This is a genomic window from Arenimonas sp. MALMAid1274 (assembly GCF_049195245.1).
In the GTDB taxonomy this organism is placed as follows: domain Bacteria; phylum Pseudomonadota; class Gammaproteobacteria; order Xanthomonadales; family Xanthomonadaceae; genus Arenimonas.
Map to the genome: position 1 here is coordinate 131,883 of NZ_JBMIRR010000026.1, position 25,790 is coordinate 157,672.

Consider the following 25,790-nt stretch of genomic DNA (forward strand, 5'->3'; position numbering starts at 1 on the left):
ATCAGGAGTTTGAAGCATGAGCGACCAGGTGCTCCATGTGGGTGACACCGACTTCGATGCCCAGGTGCTCAAGTCCGATACCCCGGTGCTGGTGGATTTCTGGGCCGAGTGGTGCGGCCCCTGCAAGATGATCGGCCCGATGGTCGATGAACTGGCCGGCACGTACGCGGGCAAGGTCAAGGTGGTCAAGATCAACATCGACCACAATCCGCAGACGCCGCGCCAGTACGCCGTGCGTGGCATCCCGACCCTGATGCTGTTCAAGGACGGCAAGGTGCACTCGACCCAGGTCGGTGCCGTCGGCAAGGCGCAGCTCGCGCAGTTCATGGACAAGGCGCTCTGAAGCGCATCGCCCCGGCCCAGGCCGGGGCATGGCCGTCGCCGCGGCTTGTCGCGGCCGGCCCGGCGGTGTTAGCGTAGCCGCCATCAGGTGCCCCTGGCGCCGATCCTTCTGCAACAACCCCCTTCCTCCCCCACGCTCGCTTTCGCGAGGTGATATCCGTGTCAGATACCGAAAACGAATCCGGCGCCAGCGCCGAGAAGCGCCCGCGCAAACCGCGCGCGGCCAACCCAGGCAACACCCCCGCGGCTGAAACCCCCGCGGCTGCCTCCACCCCCGCACCCGAGCGTGCCCCTGCCCCGCCCCAGGCGTCGGGTGTCGATGGCGCGTCCGGTGGCCCGTCCGGCGGGGATGCGCAGGCGCGCGGCGACGGCGGTCACTCCGGTGGCGGCCAGAACCAGGGCGGCCAGGGCCAGGGTGGTCAGAACCAGAGTGGTCAGAACCAGGGCGGCGAAGGCCAGCCCGGCGGTGGTGGCCAGGGCGGTGGCGACGAAGGCGGCTTCCAGAACCGCAACCGCAACCGCCGCGACCGCTTTCGCGACAAGCGCGACCGCTTCCGCGACCGTCCGCGCGACGGCGAGGGCGGCGGTGGCGAGGAAGGCGGCGGCAACGGCAACAACGGCGGCGGAGAACGCAATGACCGCCCTATGCCGCAGCTTCCGCCCGACTTCCCGACCTACAGCCTCAACGACCTCAAGCGCATGCCTGCGCACAAGCTGCTCGAGATCGCCGAGAAGCTGAACCTGCATGAGGGCGTGGCCCGCATGCGCAAGCAGGACGTCAACTTCGCCCTGCTCAAGGTGCTGACCCGCCACCCCGCCGGCGTGGCCGGCGACGGCGTGCTGGAAATCCTGCCCGACGGCTACGGCTTCCTGCGCTCGGACGACGCCAGCTACCTGGCCGGGCCGGACGACGTCTACATCTCGCCCAGCCAGATCCGCCGCTTCAACCTGCGCACCGGCGACTACATTGCCGGCCGCATCCGCAGCCCGAAGGACGGCGAGCGCTACGTCGCGCTCAACATCGTCGACACCATCAACGGCGAGCCGCCCGAAGCCTCCAAGGGCAAGGTGCTGTTCGAGAACCTGACGCCGCTGTTCCCGCGCGAGCGCTTCCGCCTCGAGCGCGGCAACGGCTCGTCCGAGGACATCACCGGCCGCGTGATGGACCTGATGTCGCCCCTGGGCAAGGGCCAGCGTGCCCTGATCGTCTCGCCGCCCAAGGCCGGCAAGACGGTGCTGATGCAGAACCTGGCCCAGGCCATCATCCACAACCACCCGGACGTGCACCTGATCGTGCTGCTGATCGACGAGCGGCCCGAGGAAGTGACCGAGATGCAGCGCACCGTGCGCGGCGAAGTGATCTCGTCCACCTTCGACGAGCCGGCCGCGCGCCACGTGCAGGTGGCCGAGATGGTGATCGAGCGCGCCAAGCGCCTGGTCGAGCACAAGAAGGACGTGGTGATCATGCTCGACTCGATCACCCGCCTGGCCCGCGCCTACAACACCGTGGTGCCCAGCTCGGGCAAGGTGCTGACCGGCGGCGTCGACGCCAACGCGCTGCACCGCCCGAAGCGTTTCTTCGGCGCGGCCCGCAACGTCGAGGAAGGCGGCAGCCTGACCATCATCGCCACCGCGCTGGTCGAGACGGGCTCGAAGATGGACGAGGTGATCTACGAAGAGTTCAAGGGCACCGGTAACTCGGAAGTGCACCTGGACCGCCGCATCGCCGAGAAGCGCGTCTACCCGGCCATCAACATCAACCGCTCCGGCACCCGCCGCGAAGAGCTGCTGATCGAACCGGACATGCTTCAGAAGATCTGGATCCTGCGCAAGCTGCTGCACCCGATGGACGAGCTGGCCGCGATGGAGTTCCTGCTCGAGAAGATGAAGAACACCAAGTCCAACGACGAGTTCTTCTCTTCGATGAAGCGCTGAGGCCTGGCGCCGCTGCAAGAAAAAGCCCCGCGAATGCGGGGCTTTTTCATGCCGGACCGGTGGCGCGGCGGGGTCAGGGGCCGCGGCTCCCGGTCGCAGGCGGCACCTCGTCCAGCGGGGTGAGCAGCTTGACGCGCCGGGAGGCGGCGGCGCCCGAGGCGTCCAGCGCGACGACACGTTCGCCCGCCAGGCCGGCGACCGCCCAGGCCGGCAGCTCCACCGGCTGCACCGACGCCTGCACCCAGCCCGGGTTCATCTGCGGCGGCGTGTAGCGCAGCGGCATCCGCACCACCGCACCGGGCTCGTACCCCGGCAGCGTCCAGCGCCGCGCCGCCGTTTCCGCCGATGACCTGAACTGCTGGGCGATGCGCGCCAGCTGCGGCTGGCGTGCGCCGACGCGCAGCAGCGCCAGGCGCTCGACCGCGACCTGCTCCACGCGGCCCTGTCCGTCCAGCTTCAGCACCAGCCCCATGTCCGCGCCCACGCCGTACTCGATGCCCAGCTTCGGGAACACCGGCATGGCGCGATCGGCCAGCGCGGGCGCCGCGACGCCTTCCTGCGACGGCGGATCCAGGAAGTTCACTTCGCGAATGCCCATCGTCGTGGTCTCCACCCCGCGCTTGCGGGCCGCCACCAGCGCCAGCGACAGGTGCGCACGGGCATTCACCGGCCGGCCCTGCTCGGTGATGGGCTCGAAGCGCCAGGCCAGGATGCGCTGCTCGAATCCTTCCAGCACGCCCTTGCCCAGGTCGCCTTCACTCGTCAGGTCCACTTCGGTGACGCCGCCATCGGGACCGATCACGAGCGTGCCCCGCGCATAGGCCGTGAACAGCTGAAGGTCGGACGGGGCGGCCAGCGCGGGTGCAGCGGCCAACAGCAGGGTGAACAGCAGCTTCTTCATGGGCGGACTCCTGGCAGGCGGCAAGTACAGCATCGCCGCCCCGGCCGTTACAAGCTTCACGCCCGGACCCCATAATCGCGCCATGCACGGAAACGACGGCTACCTCGGCATCATCCTGGTCTTCCTGATCGCCACGGTGATCGCGGTGCCGCTGTTCCGGCGCCTGGGCCTGGGCGCGATCCTGGGTTACCTGGTGGCCGGCGTCGCGATCGGGCCCGACGGGCTCAAGCTGGTGCCGGATCCCGAGGACGTGCTGGCCGCGTCCGAGTTCGGCGTGGTGATGCTGCTCTTCATCATCGGCCTGGAGCTGAGCCCGCCGCGGCTATGGGTGATGCGGCGGCAGGTGTTCGGCACCGGCGGCCTGCAGGTGCTGGTGTCGGCGCTGGCGGTGGCGTTCTTCGCCGGGCTGTTCCTGTCGGGATGGAAGGCGCCGTTCGTGGTCGGCATGGGCCTGGCGCTGTCGTCCACCGCGGTCGGCCTGCAGCTGCTGGCCGAACGCAAGGAACTGACCGCCGAACACGGACGGGTGGCGTTCGCGATCCTGCTGTTCCAGGACCTGGTGGCGATCCCGCTGCTGGCCGCCATCCCGCTGCTGGGCCAGGCCAAGGCGCTGGCGCGCTCGGCGCCGCCGCTGGAATCGGTGCTGGTGGCCGTGGCCGCGATTCTGGCGCTGGTGGTGCTGGGACGGTTCCTGCTGCGTTACCTGCTGCGCATGGTGGCGCGCGCCAATTCGGTGGAAGTGTTCACCGCCACCGCGCTGCTGGTGGTGGTGGCCAGCGCGTGGCTGATGCAGTGGGCGGGGCTGTCGATGGGCCTGGGCGCCTTCCTGGCCGGCGTGCTGCTGGCCGATTCGGAGTTCCGGCACGAACTCGAGTCGCACATCGAGCCGTTCAAGGGGCTGTTCCTGGGCCTGTTCTTCATCGCGGTGGGCATGAGCATCGACGTGGACCTGATCCGCAACGAACCGGCCCTGATCGCCTCGGGCGTGCTGTTGCTGCTGGCGGTGAAGACCGGCGTGCTGCTGGTGGTCGGCCGCACCATGGGCGGACTGCCGCTGCGCGGCTCGCTGATGCTGGGCGCGGTGCTGGCGATGGGCGGCGAGTTCGGCTTCGTGGTGTTCGCGGAAGCGCTCAAGGCAGGCCTGATCAGCGAAGCACTGCGCGACCAGCTGTTCGTCATCATCGCGCTGTCCATGGCGGCCACGCCGCTGGTGCTGCTGGCGGTGTCGCGCTGGCTGCGGCATGCGGCGCCGGCGACCACGGCACGTGCGCCGGACACCATCGACAATGGCCATCCGCGCGTGATCATCGCCGGCTTCGGCCGCATGGGCCAGATCGTCGGCCGCATGCTGCGCGACCGCAAGATCGCCTTCACCGCGCTCGAGACCAGCGCCGAACAGGTGGAATTCCTGCGCCGCTTCGGCAACAAGATCTATTTTGGCGACCCGGCCCGGCCCGAGCTGCTGCGCGCCGCCAACGCGGCGCATGCCGAGGTCTTCGTCATCACCACCGACGACCCGGACGCGAACATCCGCACCGCGCGCGTGGTCAAGCGCCTGTTCCCGCACCTGAAGGTGTTCGCCCGCGCCCGCAACCGCCAGCACGCCTTCAAGCTGATGGACATGGACGTGCAGGTGACGCGCGAAACCTTCCATTCGAGCCTGGTGATGGGCCGCCGCGTGATGGAAGCGCTGGGCGTGCCGCCGGAAGAGGCCGCGCGCAACGCCGAGAGCTTCCGCGAGCACGACGAAGCCCTGCTGCGCCAGCAACACCTGGTCTACGACGACGAAGCGGCGCTGGTGGCCTCCGCGCGCGAAGCGCAGCGCGAGCTCGAATCCCTGTTCGAAGCCGACGCGCCGGAGGTGGCCGACGTTGACGCGGCGGCGGCGATGGCTGCGGAGGAGCAGGCGTCGCGGGTTCCGCCGGCGAGGCTGTGAAGGGCCAGGAACCAGGAACTAGAAATTAGGAACTAGGAACTAGTGATGCCCGAGCCTCCCCGCCCAAGCCTCTACTAGTTCCTAGTTCCTAGTTCCTAGTTCCTGGGTTCCCTCAGGAACCGAGCCAGCGACGGCGCGCTGCGCGCGGGCTCGAACTCCGAGGCGACGTCGACGAATCCGCGCAGCACGGCGATGTCATGCGGCGTGCGCCCCAGCCCGTCGCGGGCAAGGCGGTTGGCGCCTTCGCGCAGCAGGCGCTGCACGACGCGCGGCAGGCCGTGCAGGGCGGCCAGGTGCAGCGGCGTGAAGCCGCGCTGGTCCTGCGATTCCAGGCTGACGTCTTCGGCCAGCAGCCGCTCCAGTGCGGCCAGCAGCACGTCCTCGTCGCAGGCGGTGCCGGGTTCGGCGCGCGCACCGAGCAGCAGCAGCAACGGGGTCTGTCCCAGGGCATTGGCGTCGTCCGGCGCAATGTCGGCCAGCAGCAGCGTGTCCACCAGGGCCAGCACGCGCTGGCGGTCGCGCGAGGAGAACGCATGCAGCGCGGCGCAGTGCAGCGCGCCCAGGCCCTGGGCATCGCGCGCCTGGGCGTTGGCGCCGTGGGCAAGCAGGCGCGAAATGAGTTCGGGCTGGCCCAGCGCGGCGGCCAGCATCAGCGGTGTCACCTCGCCGGGCAGCGCGAGGTCGGGCTGTGCCCCGGCGCGCAGCAGCTGGTCCACCACGCCGACGTGACGCATGCTGATCGCCGCCGACAGCGGCGTGGCGCCGGTGCGGGCGGCCAGCGCGGTGTCCGCGCCGCGTTCCAGAAGCAGGGCCACGACCACGTCGTGGCCACCGCCCGCGGCGCGAAGCAGCGCGCTGCAGCCCTGCGCATCCACGCCGTCCACGGCCAGGCCCAGCTCGAGCAGGCGCAGCACCGCTTCGGCATCGCCGGACATCGCCGCCGATGGCAGGTCGGCGGGCTGCAGCGCGCGGCCCGGCAGCTGCCACTGCCGCCACTCGAGCCAGTGCGACAGTTCGCGGCGGTCCGCGGCCAGGGCCAGGCCCAGCGGCGTCTGCCCGTCGGGCGCGGCCAGTGCGGGCGAGGCGCCGTGACGGATCAGCACGCGCAGCGCGCCTTCGCGACCCAGGGTGGCGGCGCAGTGCAGCGCCGTGTGGCCGCGGCCATCCCGCGCGTTGGGATCGGCGCCTGCCGCCAGCAGCGCTTCGGCCAGGCGCAGCCAGCCCAGGCGGATCGCCAGCCCCAGCGGCGGATCGGACGGTGCGCCACCGAAGGCATCGGCGCCGCGCTCGAGCAGGCTGATCGCCAGCTGTTCGTGGCCGCGCGTGGTGTGTTCGCCGGCCAGGCAGGCCTGCAGCCAGCGCGAGAGTCCGCCGCGGCCTCCAACCGGCTGGCCGCGTTCGAGCAGGCGCAGGAGCGCGGCGCTGGCGTGTCCGCCGCGTCCGAGCAGGTGGAACAGCACGCTGTCCTCGCCATCCACCAGGTAATCGGCGCTGGCCCCGTGGCGCAGCAGCCAGTCGAAGTTCTGGCCATCGCCTTCGCCCGCGAATTCCAGCAGCAGCGAGGCCAGGCCATTGCCGTCGGGGCCGGCGCCCAGGCGCAGCATCGCCTCGGCTGATTCGCGGCGCCCGGCCAGCAGGGCCTCGCGCATGAGTTCACGCGGGGTCTTCTCGAAATGGCCTTCCGACAGGCCCTCGGCCACGCTGGCCGGCAGCGGATAGGACGGATCGAGCACGGCCACCAGCGGCCAGCGGCCGGCGCCCAGCGCATGTTCCAGCGCGCGACGGCCGTCCTGGTCGCGCTGCTCGGGATTCACGCCCAGTGCGATCAGGTGGCGCAGGAACTCCGGGCCCACGCCGGCCTCGGACGCCAGCACCAGCGCATTGCGGCCGCGCGCATCCACGGCCGTCACGTCCGGTCGCGCCTGCGCCAGGCGGGCCAGCACGCCGGCCTGGCCGCTGCGCGCGGTTTCCAGCAGCGGCGTCATCTCGTCGGCATCGCGGGCATTGCGGTCGGCGCCGGCGTCGAGCAGTTCGCCCACGATCTCGGCATTTCCGGTGGCACAAGCCAGCAGCAGCGCGGTCCGCTGGCGCGCGCCGCGCGCATCCACGCGCGCCTTGTGCCGCAGCAGCAGCTGCACGCCGGCGATGTCGTCGTCGCCCAGCACCGCCGCCAGCAGCGCGGGTTGACCGTCCTTGGGCTCGGGCTTGGCGCCGCGTTCGATCAGAAAGCGCGCCAGGCGCCAGTTGCCGGCGGCGCAGGCGATGCCCAGCGGGCTGAAGCCTTCGGCATTGAGCGCCTCGATCAGCGCACCGGCGTCGAGCAGCAGGGCCGCCACTGCGGCATCGGTGCTGCGTGCGGCGTGGTGCAGCGGCGTATTGCCTTCGGCATCCGCGCGACGCGCATCGGCGCCGTTGGCCAGCAGGGTCATCACCGCTTCGGGGCGGCCGTGCCAGCTGTCGCGCGTGGCCGCCAGCAGCGGCGTCAGGCCGGCGTGGTCGGCATTGAGATCGACGCCGCGGCCGATCAACTCGCGCAGCAGGCGCAGGTCGCCCAGCAATGCGGCCAGCATCGGCAGGGTGCGCTGGTCGCGATCGGCGGCCTCGGGCAGGGCCGAGGGATCGGCGCCGGCTTCAAGTGCGGCCATGGCGGCCTCGATCCGTCCGGCCCGGGTGGCCGCATAGAGCTGCGCATCCGGATCGTCGTTCTCCTCCGGTGCGGCCGACGCAGACGCATCGGGCTCGTCCTCGTCATCGCCGTATACCGGCAGCGATCCCAGCATCGGTACCGACGGCGGCGTGCCCAGCCGCTGCAGCAGCAGGTGGCCCGCCACCGACAGCAGCAGCGCGCCCGGCACCGCAACCAGGCGATAAGGGTCGGGGACCAGGCCGGGCCACACCAGCACCAGGCCCAGGCCCAGCATCAGCGCCACGATCACCGCCACCACGAACCCGCGGCCCGCATCGGACGGACCGGCCGAGCCCACGGCCGCGGCCAGCGCCGGAATGCCGCCACCGCCGCGCTCGGCCAGGCCGAACGCCGGCCAGGCGCGCCACAGGCACAGCAGCACCGCGCCGGCCATGCCGCTCAGCGCCAGCGCGGACGCGAGCGAGCCGGTGTCGCGCAGGGTGGACAGCGGCCAGCCGATGGCCAGCGCCACGCCAGCCCAGCCCAGGCCCCAGACCGCGGCCAGGGCCAGCGCGTCGCGCCGGGCCAGGCCGTCCAGGCCAGGCAGCGGCCGCAGGCCGCGCAGCGCGCCCAGGCCCAGGGCCAGCGCGGGCTGCGCCAGCCACAGGCCGGCCAGGCTGGCGGGATGCGGCCACAGCGGGGCCAGTGAAAGCAGCAGGCCGGCAGCCAGCCAGGCCCAGGCCATCCAGGGACGCCGCGGCTCAGCCATCGACCAGGGGATCGAGCTGGGTGGGCGGGAACTGCAGGAAATAGCCGTGCGACTGCAGGTTGCCGCGGACCACCGCGGCGTCGCTGCGGGCCAGTTTGCGTTCCGGCGTAAGCGCCAGCTCCATCACGAACTGCAGTTCGCCCAGCGGCGCGCGCACGGGTTCGGGAAGCACGGCGAAATCGTCCCGCTTGCGCAGGTAGACGTAGGTATCGGGCTTGCGCAGGGATTTGTAGATGAAGGCTTGCATGGGCCCGCCGCAGGATTCGGTCGATTGTCGCCGCAAACGCCCCATGGGAAAAGCAGCACGGGCGGCGGCCGCCGCGGCTTTGTTAGGCTTGCGGACCCCTTCAAGCCGTTCCGGAGCCACCATGCGCCACTGCCTGCTTGCCCTTGCCCTGTCCGCCGCCGCCGCGGCGCCGGCCTTCGCGGCCGACGTGCCGCTGACGCTGGACCAGGCCATGGCGCATCCGGACTGGATCGGTCCGCCGGTGGAATCGGCCTGGTGGTCGCTGGATGGCCAGCGCGCCCACTACACGCTCAAGCGCAAGGATTCGCCGGTGCGCGACACCTGGACGATGCCGGTGGCCGGTGGCGCGGCGCAGCGCGTCGAAGGCGCCGCGCAGGCCGACCTCGACGCCGCGCAGCCGCAGTTCGACCGCACGCGCCGGCGCGCGGTGTTCATCCGCAATGGCGATGTGTTCCTGCGCGAGATCGGCGGCGGGCTGACCCAGCTCACGCGCAGCGCCGAGGCCGAGGGCGAGCCGCGCTTCACGGCCGACGGCCGCGGCGTGATCTGGCGCGTCGGCAACGACTGGTTCCGCTGGCATGCCGACGCACGCCTGGTGCAGACCGTGGCGCTGCCGCGGGCGGAAAAGGATCCGGCTGCGGCACCCGAGGCCGATCCCATGCGCGACCACCAGCTTCGGCTGAGCGCGGCGCTGGCGCGCGAAAAGGCGCAGCGCGAGGCCCTGCGCGAGGAAGCCGAGGCCAACCGCCGCACCGACCCCACCCGCGCGGCCGCGCAGACCTGGCTCGGCGACAAGATCGAGATCGCCAACACCGCGCTGTCGCCCGACGGCCGCTGGCTGCTGGTGGTCACCGACGCCAAGGGCGCCGAGGCCGGACGCGCGGGCAAGATGCCCAAGTACGTCACCGAGTCGGGCTACGAGGAAGTGGAGGACGTGCGCGTGCGCGTCGGCCACAACCCGCCCCAGGGCCAGCAGCTGAAGCTGGTGGACCTGCGCGACAACCGCGTGCGCGACCTGGCGCTGGCCGCGCTGCCCGGCATCACGGCCGATCCGCTGGCCGACCTGCGCAAGGCCGCCGGGCTGGAGCCGCTCAAGGGCGAGCGCCCGGTGCGCGTGGCCGCGATCAGCTGGAGCGACGACGGCAGCCGCGTGGCGGTGATGACGCGTGCAGTGGACAACAAGGACCGCTGGATCAGCACCGTGGACCTGGACGCCGGGACGCTGCAGCCCGCGCACCGGCTCACCGACCCGGCCTGGATCAACTGGAACTTCAACGACTTCGGCTGGCTGCCCGACAACCGCACGCTCTGGTACCTGTCCGAGGAAAGCGGCTGGTCGCACCTGTACACGCTGGCGCCCGGCGGTAAGCCGGTGGCGCTGACCCGAGGCCGCTGGGAAGCGTCGTCGCCGCAGTGGTCGGCCGATGGCGCCACCGCCTACGTGGTGTGCAACCGCGCGCGGCCCGGTGATTACGAGGTGTGCGCAGTGCCGCGCCAGGGCGAGATCCGCGAAGTGACCGCGCTCGACGGTGTCGAGGACTTCACGCTGTCGCCGGACGGCTCGAAGCTGCTGCTGCGCTGGTCGGCGCACCACACGCCGCCGCAGCTGGCGGTGCAGGCGGTGTCCGGCGGGGAAGCGACGAAGCTGACCGATACGCGCAGCGAGGACTTCAAGTCGCGCACCTGGCTGGCACCGCAGATGGTGCGCGTGCCGTCGAAACACGGCGCGGGCGAAGTGTGGGCCAAGCTCTACCGTCCCGCGCAGCTCGAGGCCGGCCGCAAGTACCCGGTGGTGATGTTCGTGCACGGCGCCGGCTACCTGCAGAACGTCAGCGACCGCTACCCGAACTATTTCCGCGAGCAGATGTTCCACCAGCTGCTGGTCGAGCGCGGCTACGTGGTGCTGGACATGGACTTCCGCGCCTCGGAAGGCTACGGCCGCGACTGGCGCACGGCGATCTACCGCCAGATGGGCCATCCCGAGCTCGAGGACTACCTGGACGGCATCGAGTACATGGTGGGCCAGCACCAGGGCGACCGCGACAACGTCGGCATCTACGGCGGCAGCTACGGCGGCTTCATGAGCTTCATGGCGCTGTTCCGCGAGCCCGGTGCGTTCAAGGCCGGCGCGGCGCTTCGTCCGGTGACGGACTGGACCTCGTACAACCACGAGTACACGTCCAACATCCTCAACACGCCCGAACTCGACCCGGAGGCCTACCGCAAGTCCTCGCCGATCGAGTACGCACAGAACCTGCGCGGCCACCTGCTGATCAGCCACGGCATGATCGACGACAACGTCTTCTACCAGGACTCGGTGCGCCTCTCGCAGCGCCTGATCGAGCTGAAGAAGGACCACTGGGAACTGGCCAGCTACCCGCTGGAACGCCACGCCTACCAGCACCCCGAAAGCTGGTACGACCAGTACCGCCGCATCCTCCAACTCTTCGAGCGGGCCCTGAAACCCTGAAGATTTGGCCGCGGCAAAGAGCTCTAGTCCGCCGCGAAGACGCCTTCGAGTTCGACGTCGAGTTCGCGGCGGCAGATGTCGCCGCGCAGGTAGGTGATGCGTTCGGCCGGGATGCCGCTGGCGGCCATCACCGATTGCGCCGTGCCCAGGTCGTGGGCGTGGCGCAGGTAGATGCGAAGGGCCTCGCAGCCGGCAGGCTGGAAGTCGCGCCCTGATTTCTTGCTGCCCTCCGCCATCAGGGCGGCCAGGTTGCGCAGGCTTTCGCGAAGCTGCTCGGCGGTGTCGCCCGGGTGCTGGGACAGGTGGCCGACGATGCTGGCGGTGCCGGACGCAATCAGGCGCGGCGTGTCGCCGTCGGCGTCGAGCACGGCGCCGCGGGAGAAGCCCGGCGATACCGGGCCGTGTTCACGCGGATAGCGCCAGGCCGGCGTCTGGCGCGGGTTCTCCAGCGCCATCGCGGGACCGCGGGCGCACAGCGCGACCACCTGCAGGCGGCCGGGCACGCCGTCGGTGCCGATCGCGGTGGCCGCCGGCGGGGGATCGTTGAACATGCCGTCCACCGCGCGCGCACGGCCGACGCAGAAGCGGCGGTAGCGCTCGGCGTCGCCCTCGCCTTCGTTGATCGCGGCGAAATAGTTCCAGAGGCGCAGCAGGTAGGGATGCGCCGAGGGCCGCACCGCGACCAGCAGGCGTTCGTAGGCTTCCGCGGCTGCGGCCTCGATGTCGCCGGCGGCCTCGTCCACCACCAGGGCCACCATGGCGTAGTGCTCGCCGTGCGCCCAGGCGGCGCCGCGGGTGTCGGCCGACTCGCCGATGGCGCCGGCCAGCCAGCTTTCGGTGCCGGGACCCGCCAGCCGCGCGCAGTCCACGGCCAGCGGGGAATCCGCGTCGGGCCGGAAGGCGAAGCTGATCAGGGCGTCGTCGCGCGGCTCGGGCACGATGCACAGGCGCGCGGGGGTGGGGGTCTGGGAAGTCATTGCTGGGCGCGATTATACCGGCCGGCGCGGGCGGCTATCATGCGGGTCCCTTCGTCCCTGCCGCCGACATGACCGATTTCGCCGCCGTGCACGCCTACCTGCAGTCGCTGCAGGACCGAATCTGCGCAGGGCTGGAAGGCGTGGACGGGGGCCGCTTCCTCGAGGACGCCTGGACCCGTCCGGCCGACGCCGGTGCCGGCCCGGGCCTGGGCGGTGGCGGGCGTTCGCGCGTGCTCAAGCAGGGCGCGGTGTTCGAACAGGCGGGCGTCGGCTTCTCCGACGTCTCCGGCGCCAGCCTGCCGCCCTCGGCCACGGCGCACCGGCCCGAGCTGGCCGGCGCGCCCTGGCGCGCGGTTGGCGTGTCGCTGGTGATCCATCCGCGCAACCCGCACGTGCCAACCTCGCATGCGAACGTCCGCTATTTCGAAGCGCGACCCGAAGGCCGCGAACCGATCTGGTGGTTCGGCGGCGGATTCGACCTCACGCCCTTCTATCCGCTGGACGAGGACGTGCGGCACTGGCACCGCGTCGCCCACGACCTGTGCGCGCCCTTCGGTGCCGATCGCTACGCCGCACACAAGGCCTGGTGCGACCGCTATTTCTTCCTCAAGCACCGGGATGAAGCGCGCGGCATCGGCGGCCTGTTCTACGACGACCTGCACGAGGACGGCTTTGAACGCAGCTTCGCCTATACCCGCGCGGTCGGCGACGCCTTCCTCGATGCCTACCTGCCGATCGTGCAGCGGCGGAAGGACACGCCGTATGGCGAGCGGGAGCGCGAGTTCCAGCTCTACCGCCGCGGCCGGTACGTGGAGTTCAACCTGGTCTGGGACCGCGGCACGCTGTTCGGCCTGCAGAGCGGCGGCCGCACCGAAAGCATCCTGATGAGCCTGCCGCCGCTGGTGCGCTTCGAATACGCCTACACGCCCGAGCCCGCCAGCCCGGAAGCCCGCCTCGGCGACTACCTCAGGCCCCGCGACTGGCTGACCGAACTGGCGGGTTGATCCACCCCGCGCGTCCCCCCGAAAACAGCAAAAACATACCAGGTATGTTTTCTTGAGGGCCTCAGTGATTGCCATCGGTCCCGGGAAAACATACCTGGTATGTTTTCGCTGTTTTGGGTGGGGGCAAATAAAAACCCCGCGGGCCAGGGGAAGCCCGCGGGGTCAGGTGGAGCCTAAGGCTGGGGAGAGCCCGGCTCCGGTTGGATCCACTCAGGGGAGGGAGTGATCCTGCGCCGGACCTTGCATCCGACGCACGTAGTTGACCACCCGGACCATGAGAAGTTCGTGAACAATGACGTTAAATAAATGTTGGATTCAGGACGCGTTCATTCCTTTCCAACCGATTGATTGTCAAGGCTAATTCCGGGCCAAAAATCAGTGCGCCTGGTCCCAGTTTTCACCACTGCCCACGTCCACCACCAGCGCCACCTTCAGGCTCGCGGCCTCGGCCATCCGGCGGCGCACTTCCGGCACCAGCGTGTCGACGAAATCGGCATCCACCTCGAACACCAGTTCGTCGTGGACCTGCATCAGCATCAGCGCGCGGCCCGGGTGCAGGTCCAGCCAGGCCTGCACCGACACCATCGCCCGCTTGATGATGTCGGCGGCCGTGCCCTGCATCGGCGCATTGATCGCCGCGCGCTCCGCACCCGCGCGCTGGGCCTGGTTGCGGGAGTGGATTTCGTTGAGCTGCAGGCGCCGCCCGAACACGGTCTCGACGTAGCCCTGGTCGCGCGCCTGTTGCCGCACGCGCTCCATGTAGTCGCGCACGCCCGGGTAGCGGTTGAAGTAGAGCGCGATGTAGTCCTGCGCCTCGCCGCGGCCAATGCCCAGCTGCTTGGCAAGGCCGAAGGCGCTCATGCCGTACATCAGCCCGAAGTTGATGGCCTTGGCCGCGCGCCGCTGGTCACCGCTGACGTCGGCCACTGGCACGCCGAACACCTCGCCCGCGGTCGCGCGGTGCACGTCCAGCCCGCCTTCGAAGGCGCCCAGCAAACCGGGGTCGCCCGACAGGTGGGCCATGATGCGCAGCTCGATCTGCGAGTAGTCGCAGGCCACGATCCGCCGCCCGGGCGGCGCGATGAAGGCGGTGCGGATGCGCCGGCCGTCTTCGGTGCGGATCGGGATGTTCTGCAGGTTGGGATCGTTCGAGCTCAGCCGCCCGGTAGCCGCGCCCGCCTGGTGGTAGCTGGTGTGCACGCGGCCGGTGTCGGGGTTGACCATGTCCGGCAGCTTGTCGGTGTAGGTGTTGCGCAGCTTGGCCAGGCCGCGGTAGTCCAGGATCAGGCGCGGCAGCTCGTGCTGGTCGGCGATCGCCTCCAGCGCCTCCTCGTTGGTGGACGGCGCGCCGGTGGGCGTCTTGACCAGCGCCGGCAGCTTCAGCTCCTCGAACAGCAGCTGGCCCAGCTGCTTGGGCGAATCCAGGTTGAAGGCGCGGCCCGCGATGTCGTGCGCACGCTGCTGCGCGGCCAGCATGCGGGTGGACAGGTCGGCGCTCTGGCGGCGCAGCTCCGCCACGTCCACCAGCACGCCATTGGATTCGATGCGTTCGAGCACGGGCACCAGCGGCATTTCGATGTCGCGGTAGACCGAAGCCAGCGAAGGCGCGCTGGCCAGTCGCGCCGACAGCACGCGGTGCAGGCGCAGGGTGACGTCGGCGTCCTCGGCGGCGTAGCGGGTGGCGTCGTCCAGCGCCACCTGCGAGAACAGGATCTGCTTGGCGCCCTTCCCGGCCACCTGCTCGTACTTGATGGTGGTGTAGCCCAGGTACTTCTGCGCCAGCGTGTCCATGTCGTGGCGCTGGCCGCCGGCGTTCCAGACGAAGCTCTCGAGCATCGTGTCCTCGCCGTAGCCGCGCACGTGCACGCCGTGCCGGCGCAGCACGTGCAGGTCGTACTTGCCGTGCTGGCCCAGCTTGGTCTTGCCGGGGTCTTCCAGCAGCGGCCGCAGCGTGTCGAGCACCTTCGCGCAATCAAGCTGCGCAGGCGCGCCCGGATACTCGTGGCCGACGGGGATGTAGCAGGCGTGCCCCGGCTCGACCGCGAAGCTCAGGCCGACCAGGTTGGCGCGCATCGGATCCAGCGAATCGGTCTCGGTGTCGAAGGACACCACGTCGGCGGCGGCCAGGCGGGCGACCCATTCCTGCAGCGCCGCCTCGTCGGTGATGCACTCGTAGCGACCCGGCGCCGACAGCGCCGGGTCCGGCGCTTCCTCGGCCACGGGCGGCACCGGCGCCGTGCCGGCCTGGCGCGCGGCGGGGGCGGCGGCGCCGCCGTCGAGCTCGCGCAGCGCGGCCCCGAAACCGTACTGGGCGTACAGTGCGCGCAGGGCCTCGACGTCTCGCGGCTTGAGCTTGAGGTCCTGCGGCGCCTGCGCCAGCGCCACGTCGGTCTTGATGGTCACCAGCTGCTGGTTCAGCGGCAGCCGCCCCAGCGCCGCGCGCAGGTTTTCGCCGATCTTGCCGCCGATGCGGTCGGCGCCGGCGATCACGGCCTCCAGCGTGCCGTACTCGCCCAGCCACTTGGCCGCGGTCTTGGGCCCGCACTTGTCCACGCCCGGCACGTTGTCCACGGTGTCGCCCATCAGCGCCAGCAGGTCCACCACCTGGTCGGGCCGCACGCCGAACTTCTCGAACACCCCCGCGTCGTCGAGCACGCTGCCGGTCATGGTGTTGGTCAGCGTGATGCCGGGCCGCACCAGCTGGGCGAAGTCCTTGTCGCCGGTGGAGATGGTGACCGGGATGCCGGCCGCATGCGCCTGCAGTGCCAGCGTGCCGATCACGTCGTCGGCCTCCACGCCCGGTTCGCGCAGGATGGGAAAGCCCAGCGCCTGCACGATCTTCATCATCGGCTCGACCTGGGCGCGCAGCTCGTCGGGCATCGGCGGGCGGTTGGCCTTGTACTGCGGATACAGCGCGTCGCGGAAGGTCGGGCCCGAGGCGTCCACCACGAAGGCGGTGTAGTCGGGATTCTCCTTCAGCGTGGCGCGCAGCATGTTGACGATGCCGAACAGCGCGCCCGTGGGCGTGCCGTCGGCGGCCGTCAGCGGCGGCAACGCGTGGAAGGCGCGGTAGAGATAGGACGAGCCGTCGATCAGGACGAGGCGGGACATGGCGGGGCCTGGCTGAATGAAGCCCCGATTTTAGTCCCCCCGGGCCTTGAGCGTGGGCAGGCCATGGGCCATTCTCGAAGTCCCGCCGGGAGTTCCCCGCCATGACCCTGATCATCCCCCTGCTGTTCGCCCTCGCCGCCCAGGACGCCGCCGCGCCCGCCCCGCGCGAAGAAGTGCCCATCCCGCCCAAGGTCCAGGCCGAGGCGCCGGCGGAAGACCCGCCCACCGTGGCCATCCGCACCCGCGAGAACGGCGACCGGGTCGAGGAATACAGCCAGAACGGCAAGATCTACATGGTCAAGGTCACGCCCGAACGCGGTCCGGCCTATTACCTGATGGACACCGACGGCAACGGCCGCCTCAACCGCGACGACCGCGATCCACGCGTGCAGCCCGTGCACTGGACCCTGTACGAATGGGATTGAGCGGACTGCGCATCAGCGCCGACCGCGCCGACGTCGACTTCGAGGTCGTGCACGGCTTCCTCAGCCGCGAGGCCTACTGGTGCCCCGGCATCCCACGCGAAACGGTCGAGCGCGCTGCGGCGAACTCACTGTGCTTCAGCGCGCTGCTCGACGGCCGACAGGTGGGCTTCGCGCGCGTGGTGACCGATGGCGCCACCTTCGGCTACCTGGCCGACGTCTTCGTCCTGCCGCCGCACCGCGGCCAGGGCATCTCGCGCGCGCTGATGGACGCCGTGATGGCGCATCCGGATCTGCAGAAGCTGCGGCGTTTCCTGCTGGCCACCAGCGATGCGCACGGGCTGTACGCGCAGTACGGCTTCACCGCGGTGGCCCGGCCGGACCGCTTCATGGAGCGCTACCGGCCCGACGCCTACCTCGGCTGAGGCACGGCCTCAGCCTTTCGCGGCCTTGCGTTCCCGCGGCGGCAGCGCCGAGAGATAGCGCCAGATCGCGCGCAGCTCGTCATCCGTCATCGCGGCGTAGGTGCGCCAGGGCATCAGCGGATGCAGTTCGCGGCCATCGGGCCGGCGACCCTCGCGGATCACGCGCACGAAGTCGGCCTCCGTCCAGCCGGCCAGGCCGTTCGCATGCGGCGTGAGGTTGGCGGCATCGGGGAAGTCGGCCGGCGTGCCCGGCACATGCTGTCCGCCGTGGTCCTTGCCATGGCAGCCGGTGCAGGTCTGGGCCAGGTAGCCGCCGTACTCCGCGGTCGGGCCCGGCGCCGGCGAGGTGCGCACGCGCGGCGCGTGGTCCAGGTGCCGTGCCGGCAGCAGTTCGAACTGCCCCAGCATGAAGAGAACGCGACCCAGCGGCCGCAGCTCGAACGCGCCGGGATCATTGCCGGAGTCCGGCAACGACTGCAGGTGCCGCACCAGTGCGGCCGTATCGGCGTCGGAGAGCTCGTGGTAGTCGGCCGAGGGCATGAAGCGCAGCGGGCGGCCGTCCGGGCCCACGCCGTGCCGTATCGCGGCCGCCAGCTGGTCGGCGTCGTAGCGTCCGGCCAGCGCGGTCGGCGTGAGGTTGGGCGCCACCACGCGCGCCACCGGTCCCGCATCGAAGACTTCCTTGCCGACGCCACCGGCCGCATGGCAATCCACGCAGCCCAGCACCTGGTACAGGTGCGCGCCGCGCGCCGCCTCGGCGGCATCGCCGGTGCCGCGCAGCGGCGGATCCGAGAGCACGTAGCGCGTCTGCATCGCCTGCTCGCTGTAGAACCAGGCCGCGCCGAACAGCACGCCCACCGCACCCGCCAGGGCCGCGACCGTCCAGGCCGCGCGCCGTAATCCCTTGCCCATTCCGCTTCATCCGCTGTTTCGATGACCGTGCAACACGGGCAACAGGGACGACACCGGCCGCGCCGCGTTCAGTGGCGATTTCGCTACGGCTGCCCTGCCATGACTTGCGGCAGGGGTCGCGGCTCAGCCGCGGATGGCGTGGTAGGACTCTTCGGAGACGGCGCTCCAGGCCCGCGCCTGGGCCTGGAAGGCACGCATCGAATCGAGCGCGCGGCGCGCCATCGGGTCCGACGCCGCCAGTTCGTCCAGCACCTTCTCGGCGGCACGACGCAGCACCAGCAGCACGTCGTCGGGCAGTTGCCGCAGTTCGACGTCATGTTCGCGCACCAGCGCATCCAGCGCCTGCTGGTTGCGCGCATCGAACTCCGCCAGCACGCGCTCGGCCATCGCGCCGCAGCAGCTCGCCACGACTTCCTGAAGGTCCTTGGGCAGGTCTTCGTAGGCCTTCTGGTTCACCAGGCACTCGATGGCGGGGCCCGGCTCCTGCCAGCCCGGGTAGTGGCAGAACCGCGTTGCGCGATGCAGGCCGAACGCGAGGTCGTTGTACGGCCCCATCCACTCCGCCGCATCGATCACCCCTTCGTCCAGCGCTTCGAAGATGTCCGCGCCCGGCAGGTTGACCGGCGTCGCGCCCACGCGCGCCATCACGTCGGCACCCAGGCCGGGAATGCGCATCTTCAGGCCCTTCAGGTCCGCCACCGATTCCAGCGGCTTGCGGAACCAGCCCGCCAGCTGCACACCCGTGTTGCCGGCCGGGAACGGGACGATGCCGAAAGGCGCATACAGCTCGCGCCACAGCGCCAGTCCGCCGCCCTGGTGCAGCCAGGCGTTCATTTCGCGCGCGGTCAGGCCGAAGGGCACCGAGCAGAAAAAGGGCGCGGCCGCGGCCTTGGCCTTCCAGTAGTAGCTGAAGGAATGGCCGAGTTCGGCCGTGCCGCGGCTCACCGCGTCGAACACCTCGAAGGCGGGCACCAGCTCGCCGGCGCCGTGCACGGTGACGCGCAGGCGGCCGCCGCTGGCGCGGGTGATCATCGCGGCCAGCTCGGCCGCGCCCGTGCCCAGGCCCGGGAAGTTGGTCGGCCAGGAGGTCACCATCTTCCATTCGCGCGGCGCCTCGCGGGCGGCGCGGTCCTTCCGGCCCTCGGGTGCCGCGCCGCAGGCCGCCAGTCCCGTGGCCACGGCCGCCACGCCGGCGCCACGCAGCAGATCGCGACGTTTCATGCCTTCTCCTCGCTGGGACGGGGCCAGTATGCGGTCATCGCTCAGGCCGGCTGCAGGTTGGCGTAGCCCAGCACCAGCCACTTGGCGCCGCCGCGCTCGAAGTTCACCTGCACGCGCGCATGCGCGCCGCTGCCCTCGGCGTCCATCACCACGCCTTCGCCGAAGCTGGGGTGGGTGACGCGCTGGCCCAGGCGCAGCGCGCTGCCGCCGGTTTCCAGGGCCGCGGCGCGCGGTGCGCCGTACGAGGCCGGCCGGTTCACACTGACCTTGGGCCGCACTTCGCGCACCAGCGCGGGCGGGATCTCGCGCAGGAAGCGCGACGGCAGGCCGTACATCTCCATGCCGTGCAGGCGGCGCGACTCGGCATAGGTCAGCACCAGCTTCTGCCGGGCGCGGGTCAGGCCGACATACGCCAGCCGGCGCTCCTCCTCCAGCCGGCCGCTTTCGTCCAGCGACTTGCCGCTGGGGAACAGCCCTTCCTCCATGCCCACCAGGAACACCTGCGGAAACTCCAGGCCCTTGGCGCTGTGCAGGGTCATCAGCTGCACGCCGTCCTCGCCGGCCTCGGCCTGGCCTTCGCCGGCCTCAAGCGAGGCATAGCTGAGGAAGGCCACCAGCTCGCTCATTTCCGCACTGCCTTCCTCGTCGCGGCGCTCGAAGCGGCTGGCCACCGACACCAGCTCGTCCAGGTTGTCGGTGCGCGAATCCAGCGCGCCCTTGGACTCGGCGGCGTAGTGCGCGCGCAGGCCCGAGTTGGCGATCACATGGTCGAACTGCTCGTGCAGCGGCGAATGTTCGGTGCCCGACTGCAGTCCTTCCACCAGTTCGGCGAAGGCCTTGAGCGCATTGCGCGCGCGGCCGGGCAGGCTGCCGCCGCCCGACAGCGCCACCGCGGCATCCCACAGCGGCACGGCGTGTTCGCGCGCGTGGCGGCGCACCTCGTCCAGGGTCTTGCCGCCGATGCCGCGCGGCGGCGTGTTCACCGCGCGCTCGAAGGCGGCGTCGTCGGCGCGGTTGGCGATCAGGCGCAGGTAGGCCAGGGCGTCCTTGATTTCCATGCGCTCGAAGAAGCGCTGGCCGCCGTACACGCGGTAGGGCAGGCCGGCCAGCACCAGCTGCTCTTCGATCGCGCGCGACTGGGCATTGGACCGGTACAGCACGGCATTGTCGCCGGCGCTGCCGCCGTCGCGGATCTGGGCCTGGATGCGCTCGATGACGAAGCGCGCCTCGTCCACCTCGTTGTAGGCGGCGAACAGGTCGATCGGCTCGCCCTCGCCGTCCGAGGTCCACAGCTGCTTGCCCAGGCGGTCGGGGTTGTGGGTGATGACGGCATTGGCCGCGGCCAGGATGGTGCCGGTGGACCGGTAGTTCTGTTCGAGCTTGAAGGTGCGCGCGCCCGGGTAGTCGCGCAGGAAGCGCTGCACGTTCTCGACCTTGGCGCCGCGCCAGCCGTAGATGGCCTGGTCGTCGTCGCCGACCACGAACACTTCGCCGGTATCGCCGGCCAGCACGCGGATGAAGGCGTACTGGATGGCGTTGGTGTCCTGGAACTCGTCCACCAGCAGATGGCGGAAGCGCTGCTGGTAGTGGTGCAGCAGCACCGGATGTTCGAGCCAGAGCTCGTGCGCACGCAGCAGCAGCTCGGCGAAGTCCACCAGGCCCGCGCGCTGGCAGCGTTCCTGGTAGGCCTCGTACACGCGCAGCATGGTCGAGCCGTAAAGGTCGCCGGCAGGCGGCTGGATGTGTTTCGGGCGGCGGCCTTCGTCCTTCTGGGCGTTGATCCACCACGCCATCTGCCGCGGCGGGAAGCGGCCCTCGTCCAGCTCCAGGTCGGCCGAGATGCGCTTGAGCAGCCGCACCTGGTCGTCCTGGTCCAGCACCTGGAAGGACTCGGGCAGGCCGGCCTCCTGCCAGTGCAGGCGCAGCAGGCGGTGCGCCAGGCCGTGGAAGGTGCCGACCCACATGCCGCGCGAGCCCCCGCGCAGCAGCGCCTCGACCCGGCCGCGCATCTCGGCGGCGGCCTTGTTGGTGAAGGTGACGGCCAGGATGCCGTGCGCCGGCACGCCCACCACTTCGTTGAGCCAGCCGATGCGGTGCGTGAGCACACGGGTCTTGCCCGAGCCCGCGCCGGCCAGCACCAGCGCATGGCCGGGCGAGGAAGACACGACGTCGCGCTGGGCGGGATTGAGTTCGTCTAGCAGGTGGGACACATCCATGGCGCCATTGTACCGGCGCCGCGCACCGCTATCGCTGGGGCCGGCGCAGGTTTTCCAGCACCTGTGCAAAAGGCAGGGGCCGCGCCAGCAGGAAGCCCTGGATCTCGTCGCAGCCACGCTGCCGCAGCCAGTCCAGCTGGGACTGGGTTTCCACGCCCTCGGCGATCACCTTCAGGCCGAAGCTGCGGGCCAGGGCCAGCACCGATTCGCAGATCGCCGCGTTGTGGCTGTCGTTCTCCACGTCGGTGATGAAGCTGCGGTCGATCTTGAGCTTGTCCACCGGCAGCCGGTGCAGGTAGGCCATGCTCGAATAACCTGTGCCGAAATCATCGATCGACAGCAGCACGCCGAACTGGCGCAGCTGCTCCAGCACCTCGATCGCGGCCTCGGGGCTGTCCATCACGATGCTTTCGGTCAGCTCCAGCTCCAGCACGCCCGGCGGCAGCTGGAACTCCTGCATCAGCGCTTCCACGTCCGACACCAGCTCGCCGCTCTGGAACTGCACCGCCGACACGTTCACGGCGATGGTGAGGCCCGACCAGCCGGCGTCGGCCAGCAGCCGGTGGTGGCGCGCTGCCTCGCGCAGAACCCAGCGGCCCAGCGGCACGATCAGGCCGCTGTCTTCGCAGACCGGGATGAATTCGTTGGGCGGCACCAGGCCGCGCTCGGGATGGCGCCAGCGCACCAGCGCCTCCAGCCCGACCGGTTCGCGGCCCGAGGCGAAATACTGCGCCTGGAAGTGCAGCTCGAACTCACCGCGCTCGATCGCCTCGTGCAGGCGCGACACCAGCTGCAGGCGTTCGTTGACGGCGCGCTCGAAGGCCGCGACGAAATGCACCGGGTGCGCCGGCCCCCGGCGCTTGGCCTCGTGGTTGGCCAGGCCGGCGTTGCGCAGCAGCCGTTCGGCGTCGGCGCCGTCCGCCGGGAAACTGGCGATGCCCACGCTGGGGCTGAGGTAGTGCAGCGTGTCGAGCACGTCCACCGGCTCGCTCAGCGTCGCCTGCACGCGTGCCGCCACCTCGTCGGCCGTCGGCTGGCCCGCGTCCTGCCGCCAGGCCAGCGCGAATTCATCGCCACCCAGCCGCGCCGCCTCGATGCCGGGGCCCAGTGCCTGCAGGCGCAAGGCCACGACCTTGAGCACCTCGTCGCCGACGCCATGGCCCAGGCTGTCGTTGATCAGCTTGAACTGGTGCAGGTCGATGTAGATCACGTGCACCGGCTGCTGCTGGTCGGCGGCCTCGCGCAGCAGCGTGTCCAGCCGCGCCAGCATGGCGCTGCGGTTGGGCAGGTCGGTCAGGCCGTCGTGGTTGGCGCGGTGGGCGATCTGCTGCTGCACGCGCAGGCGGTCGGTCACGTCCTCGGCCAGCACCAGCCGGCAGGCATGGCCCTGGAAGTCGATGTCGGCAGCGTAGATGCGCACGTCGATCAGGCTGCCGTCCTTGCGCAGGTGGCGCCAGAGCTGCCCGCCGGGGTCGCTGGCCGGATTGCGCACGGCATGCTTGAGCGCCTCGGCGTCCGCTTCCGGGCGGATGTCGAGCAGGGTCATGCCCAGGAATTCCTCGCGGCTGTACCCGTAGTTCTCCACCGCGGCATCGTTCACCGCCACGAACTGCATGGTGTCGCGGCGGTACACCCAGAACGGCAGCGGGTTGCGGTCGAACATGAAGCGGTACTGGCGCTCCGCGGCCGCCTGCGCCTGCTCGGCCCGCGCCCGCTCGGTGATGTCGAGCACGGTGCCGGCGTCGCGCACGCGCCCGTCCTCGTCGCGCACGCGGGTGCCCCGGGCCCGCACCACCCGAACCTTGCCATCGGGATGCACCAGCCGGAACTCGCTTTCCACCGGCTCCAGCGCGTCTTCGCGGAATCTGGCGAGCCAGGCTTCGACCTTGGCCAGGTCGTCGGGATGCACCGCCTTGAAGCCGGCGTCCATCGACACCGGCTGGCCGTCGTCGGGGAAGCCGTGGATGCGCTTGGCCTCGGGCGAGTACTCGACCCGCAGCCGCTCCCGGTCCAGCGACCACGAGCCGACGCTGGCGATGCGCTGGGCCTCGTGCAGCTGGGCGGCGCTGCGCGCGTTGTCTTCCAGCAGCGCGCGCTGGCGCTGGTTGGCGGCGCTGAGCGTGCGCACCAGGTACAGCCAGCCCAGCACGTACATGGCGCAGGCCAGCACCGCCACCGCGACGAAGGGCCGCCACGAGGCCAGCACGTCGTCGCGCGCCAGGCCCACCGCCAGCACCATCGGATAGTCACCCAGCGCACGGAAGGAGCGGATGCGGTGCACGCCGTCGAGCACGCTGGTTTCCTCGGACACGCCATGCGAGCCGGGGGCCAGCGCCTCGCGCAGCAAGGGGTGCTCGGGGTAACGCTGGCCGACGTAGCGGTCCGCGTCGCGACTGCGGGCCAGCACGGTGCCGTCGTGCTGGATCAGCACGGCCACGCCGGCCGGCCCTACCTCCAGCGATTCCATCAGCGATTGCAGGGCCGACAGTCGCAGCTCGGCCATCACCCAGCCACCGCCCGCCTCCGGCGGCAGCGGGCGCAGCAGCGGCAGGCGCCATTCCCCGGCCACCCGGTGCGGGGGGCCCAGCCGCAGGCCGTCACTGCCCACCTGGCGCGAAGGATCCTGGAACCAGCCGGTCTGACCGGCCAGGCCCGGGCCGCGGGTCAGGGCGCGGCCCTGGTCATCAAGCAGCACCACGTCGACCAGCTCGTCGTGCCGATCGTCCACGCCCTGCACGAGGGCCTGCACCACCTCCGGCCCGGCCCCGGGTGCAGTGGCGGCGACATGGCTCACGTCAGCGGCGATGCCACGCATGGCCCGGTCCAGGTTGCGCAGCTGGAAGCCGATCAGGGCGGCCGTGCCCTGCGACAGGGCCGCCGACTGCTTCTCGGCGGCCTCGAGCTTGCCCTGGTAGTCCCGCCACAGCACGAAGCCCAGGGCCGAGGCCAGCAGCAGGCTCAGCGCGAACCCGTACGCCAGCAGACCCTGCAGGCTGGCGGGATGCGTGAGGCGGGCGGCGGCGGCGGCGCGTCTGGGCGTCACTTCGGACCCTCGGAGGGGCCCCGCGCGGAAGCCATCGGCGGGGCCTGTCTGAAATGCCAACGTCACCGGCCGCAGCATCAGGCCAGCGAGCCCAGCCTACCCCGATGCGGCCCGCGTCGCGCCACAGGGGCCCGGCTGGACCGACAGCCGACAGCCGGCAGCCGCCCCGGCCGGGGCGCCGTGTCTGCCCTCACCCCGCCCAGGCAGGCGGGCCGCGACCCTCAGTGGGCGCGGGCCGCCTTGGGCGCCGCCGCGTGCGACATCAGGCGGTCGGTCCAGGCGATGCCCACGGCCGACAGGATGAAGATGGTGTGGATGATGGTCTGCCACATCACGCCGCCGGCGGTGACATTGGTGCAGCCCTTTTCCTTGGAGCCGATTTCGACCATCAGGCGCATGGCCTCCACGCCGGCCTGGCTGCTGCACAGCGGAACGCCGCCCAGGGCACCGGCCTCGATGAAGGTCTTGAGCAGGTGGATGGACGAGATGCCGATGATGGCCATCGCCAGCTTCACCTTCAGCACCGAGGCGTTGACGTGGCTCAGCCACTCGGGCTGGTCCGGGTGGCCCTGCAGGTTGAGCCGCGACACGAAGGTCTCGTAGCCGCCGACGATCACCATCACCAGCAGGTTGGAGATCATCACCACGTCGATCAGGCCCAGCACCAGCAGCATGATGCCCTGCTCGGTGAGGATGTTGGCGTCGGTGATGAGGTGCAGCAGCTCCTTCATGAACAGGTAGACGTAGACGCACTGGGCCAGGATCAGGCCCAGGTAGAGCGGCAGCTGCAGCCAGCGCGAGGCGAAGATCAGGCTCGAAAGCGGCCCGATCTTCTGGCGCCCGCCCATCACGGGGATCGCGTCGGGGTCGCGCACGGAGTCGGGCTGGTGGGGGTCGCTCATCGTCTTCGTCTTCCGCTGTCTGTGCCTGGATTACTTCTTGCTGACCGCGCCGATCACCACGGCCACGGCGCCGACGCCGATCAGCACCCAGCCCAGGTTGATCGGCGGAGTCTTGGTGTCGGTCTTGCTGATTTCGATCGGGCCGATGTCGGCGACCTTCTCGGTGGATTCGAACTTGAAGACCCCGGCGGTGATGAGGCCACCGACGATGAGCAGGATGACGCCGATGATCAGGGCAGGCGTGCGCATGGTTCTACTCCAGGGACTGGCCCGAAGGTGGGCACGCGAAGGGTAGAGGCTTCGCCTGCGCCTGCCAAGCGCCGCGGCATGC

The 25,790-nt window shown here is 70.7% G+C and carries 18 protein-coding genes; 7 read left to right on the forward strand and 11 right to left on the reverse strand.

The annotated features are described in order from the left end of the window. The first annotated feature begins 16 nt into the window (after positions 1-16). Positions 17-343, forward strand: a complete 327-nt coding sequence (gene trxA, locus ACOQFR_RS07045; protein WP_421380069.1) for a thioredoxin TrxA — start codon at positions 17-19, stop codon at positions 341-343. A gap of 158 nt (positions 344-501) precedes the next feature. Beyond that, a complete protein-coding gene (gene rho, locus ACOQFR_RS07050) occupies positions 502-2,277 on the forward strand; it encodes a transcription termination factor Rho (RefSeq protein WP_421380072.1) in 1,776 nt (591 codons plus the stop codon). A 73-nt stretch (positions 2,278-2,350) separates the two neighbouring features. Here the strand turns inward: rho and ACOQFR_RS07055 are convergent, their stop codons facing one another. Then, positions 2,351-3,178, reverse strand: coding sequence for a hypothetical protein (locus ACOQFR_RS07055; RefSeq protein WP_421380074.1), 828 nt, complete (start codon positions 3,176-3,178; stop codon positions 2,351-2,353). A gap of 82 nt (positions 3,179-3,260) precedes the next feature. On the opposite strand from ACOQFR_RS07055, the gene ACOQFR_RS07060 reads away from it, so the two are divergent. Next, a complete protein-coding gene (locus tag ACOQFR_RS07060) occupies positions 3,261-5,114 on the forward strand; it encodes a monovalent cation:proton antiporter-2 (CPA2) family protein (RefSeq protein ID WP_421380649.1) in 1,854 nt (617 codons plus the stop codon). Positions 5,115-5,209: 95 nt separating this feature from the next. Here the strand turns inward: ACOQFR_RS07060 and ACOQFR_RS07065 are convergent, their stop codons facing one another. Further along, positions 5,210-8,509 (reverse strand): ankyrin repeat domain-containing protein, encoded by a 3,300-nt coding sequence (locus ACOQFR_RS07065; RefSeq protein ID WP_421380077.1) that lies wholly within the window; start codon positions 8,507-8,509, stop codon positions 5,210-5,212. Further along, on the reverse strand, positions 8,502-8,756 hold the full coding sequence (locus tag ACOQFR_RS07070) for a YcgL domain-containing protein (RefSeq protein ID WP_421380079.1): 255 nt from the start codon (positions 8,754-8,756) through the stop codon (positions 8,502-8,504). The genes ACOQFR_RS07065 and ACOQFR_RS07070 overlap by 8 nt, the downstream gene beginning before the upstream one ends. 121 nt (positions 8,757-8,877) lie before the next feature. On the opposite strand from ACOQFR_RS07070, the gene ACOQFR_RS07075 reads away from it, so the two are divergent. Next, on the forward strand, positions 8,878-11,226 hold the full coding sequence (locus ACOQFR_RS07075; RefSeq protein ID WP_421380081.1) for a prolyl oligopeptidase family serine peptidase: 2,349 nt from the start codon (positions 8,878-8,880) through the stop codon (positions 11,224-11,226). 23 nt (positions 11,227-11,249) lie between these two features. On the opposite strand, the gene ACOQFR_RS07080 is transcribed toward ACOQFR_RS07075, so the two are convergent. After that, positions 11,250-12,203 carry a pteridine-dependent deoxygenase gene (locus ACOQFR_RS07080; protein ID WP_421380083.1) on the reverse strand — a complete coding sequence of 318 codons (954 nt, stop codon included), beginning with the start codon at positions 12,201-12,203 and terminating at the stop codon, positions 11,250-11,252. A 68-nt stretch (positions 12,204-12,271) separates the two neighbouring features. On the opposite strand from ACOQFR_RS07080, the gene hemF reads away from it, so the two are divergent. After that, positions 12,272-13,207: an oxygen-dependent coproporphyrinogen oxidase gene (hemF, locus tag ACOQFR_RS07085; RefSeq protein WP_421380085.1), complete on the forward strand. Its 936-nt coding sequence runs from the start codon at positions 12,272-12,274 to the stop codon at positions 13,205-13,207. A 375-nt stretch (positions 13,208-13,582) separates the two neighbouring features. On the opposite strand, the gene polA is transcribed toward hemF, so the two are convergent. Next, positions 13,583-16,318, reverse strand: a complete 2,736-nt coding sequence (polA, locus tag ACOQFR_RS07090) for a DNA polymerase I (protein WP_421380088.1) — start codon at positions 16,316-16,318, stop codon at positions 13,583-13,585. A 101-nt stretch (positions 16,319-16,419) separates the two neighbouring features. Here polA and ACOQFR_RS07095 point away from each other — a divergent pair, with 101 nt between their 5' ends. Both ACOQFR_RS07095 and ACOQFR_RS07100 read left to right on the forward strand, forming a co-directional pair. Continuing rightward, a complete protein-coding gene (locus ACOQFR_RS07095) occupies positions 16,420-16,743 on the forward strand; it encodes a DUF2782 domain-containing protein (protein ID WP_421380090.1) in 324 nt (107 codons plus the stop codon). Continuing rightward, positions 16,734-17,165 (forward strand): GNAT family N-acetyltransferase, encoded by a 432-nt coding sequence (locus tag ACOQFR_RS07100; protein ID WP_421380093.1) that lies wholly within the window; start codon positions 16,734-16,736, stop codon positions 17,163-17,165. The genes ACOQFR_RS07095 and ACOQFR_RS07100 overlap by 10 nt, the downstream gene beginning before the upstream one ends. 9 nt (positions 17,166-17,174) lie before the next feature. Here the strand turns inward: ACOQFR_RS07100 and ACOQFR_RS07105 are convergent, their stop codons facing one another. The 6 genes from ACOQFR_RS07105 to ACOQFR_RS07130 form a co-directional block, all read right to left on the reverse strand. Next, a complete protein-coding gene (locus ACOQFR_RS07105) occupies positions 17,175-18,077 on the reverse strand; it encodes a c-type cytochrome (RefSeq protein WP_421380095.1) in 903 nt (300 codons plus the stop codon). Positions 18,078-18,200: 123 nt separating this feature from the next. Next, entirely contained in the window at positions 18,201-19,298 is a 1,098-nt protein-coding gene (locus ACOQFR_RS07110; protein ID WP_421380097.1) for a TRAP transporter substrate-binding protein, read from the reverse strand. Positions 19,299-19,339: 41 nt separating this feature from the next. After that, entirely contained in the window at positions 19,340-21,514 is a 2,175-nt protein-coding gene (gene uvrD / locus ACOQFR_RS07115) for a DNA helicase II (protein WP_421380099.1), read from the reverse strand. A 28-nt stretch (positions 21,515-21,542) separates the two neighbouring features. After that, a complete protein-coding gene (locus ACOQFR_RS07120) occupies positions 21,543-24,557 on the reverse strand; it encodes a bifunctional diguanylate cyclase/phosphodiesterase (protein ID WP_421380102.1) in 3,015 nt (1,004 codons plus the stop codon). 221 nt (positions 24,558-24,778) lie between these two features. After that, entirely contained in the window at positions 24,779-25,405 is a 627-nt protein-coding gene (locus tag ACOQFR_RS07125) for a TIGR00645 family protein (RefSeq protein ID WP_421380652.1), read from the reverse strand. A gap of 84 nt (positions 25,406-25,489) precedes the next feature. Beyond that, entirely contained in the window at positions 25,490-25,708 is a 219-nt protein-coding gene (locus ACOQFR_RS07130) for a hypothetical protein (protein ID WP_421380104.1), read from the reverse strand. Positions 25,709-25,790: the final 82 nt, after the last annotated feature.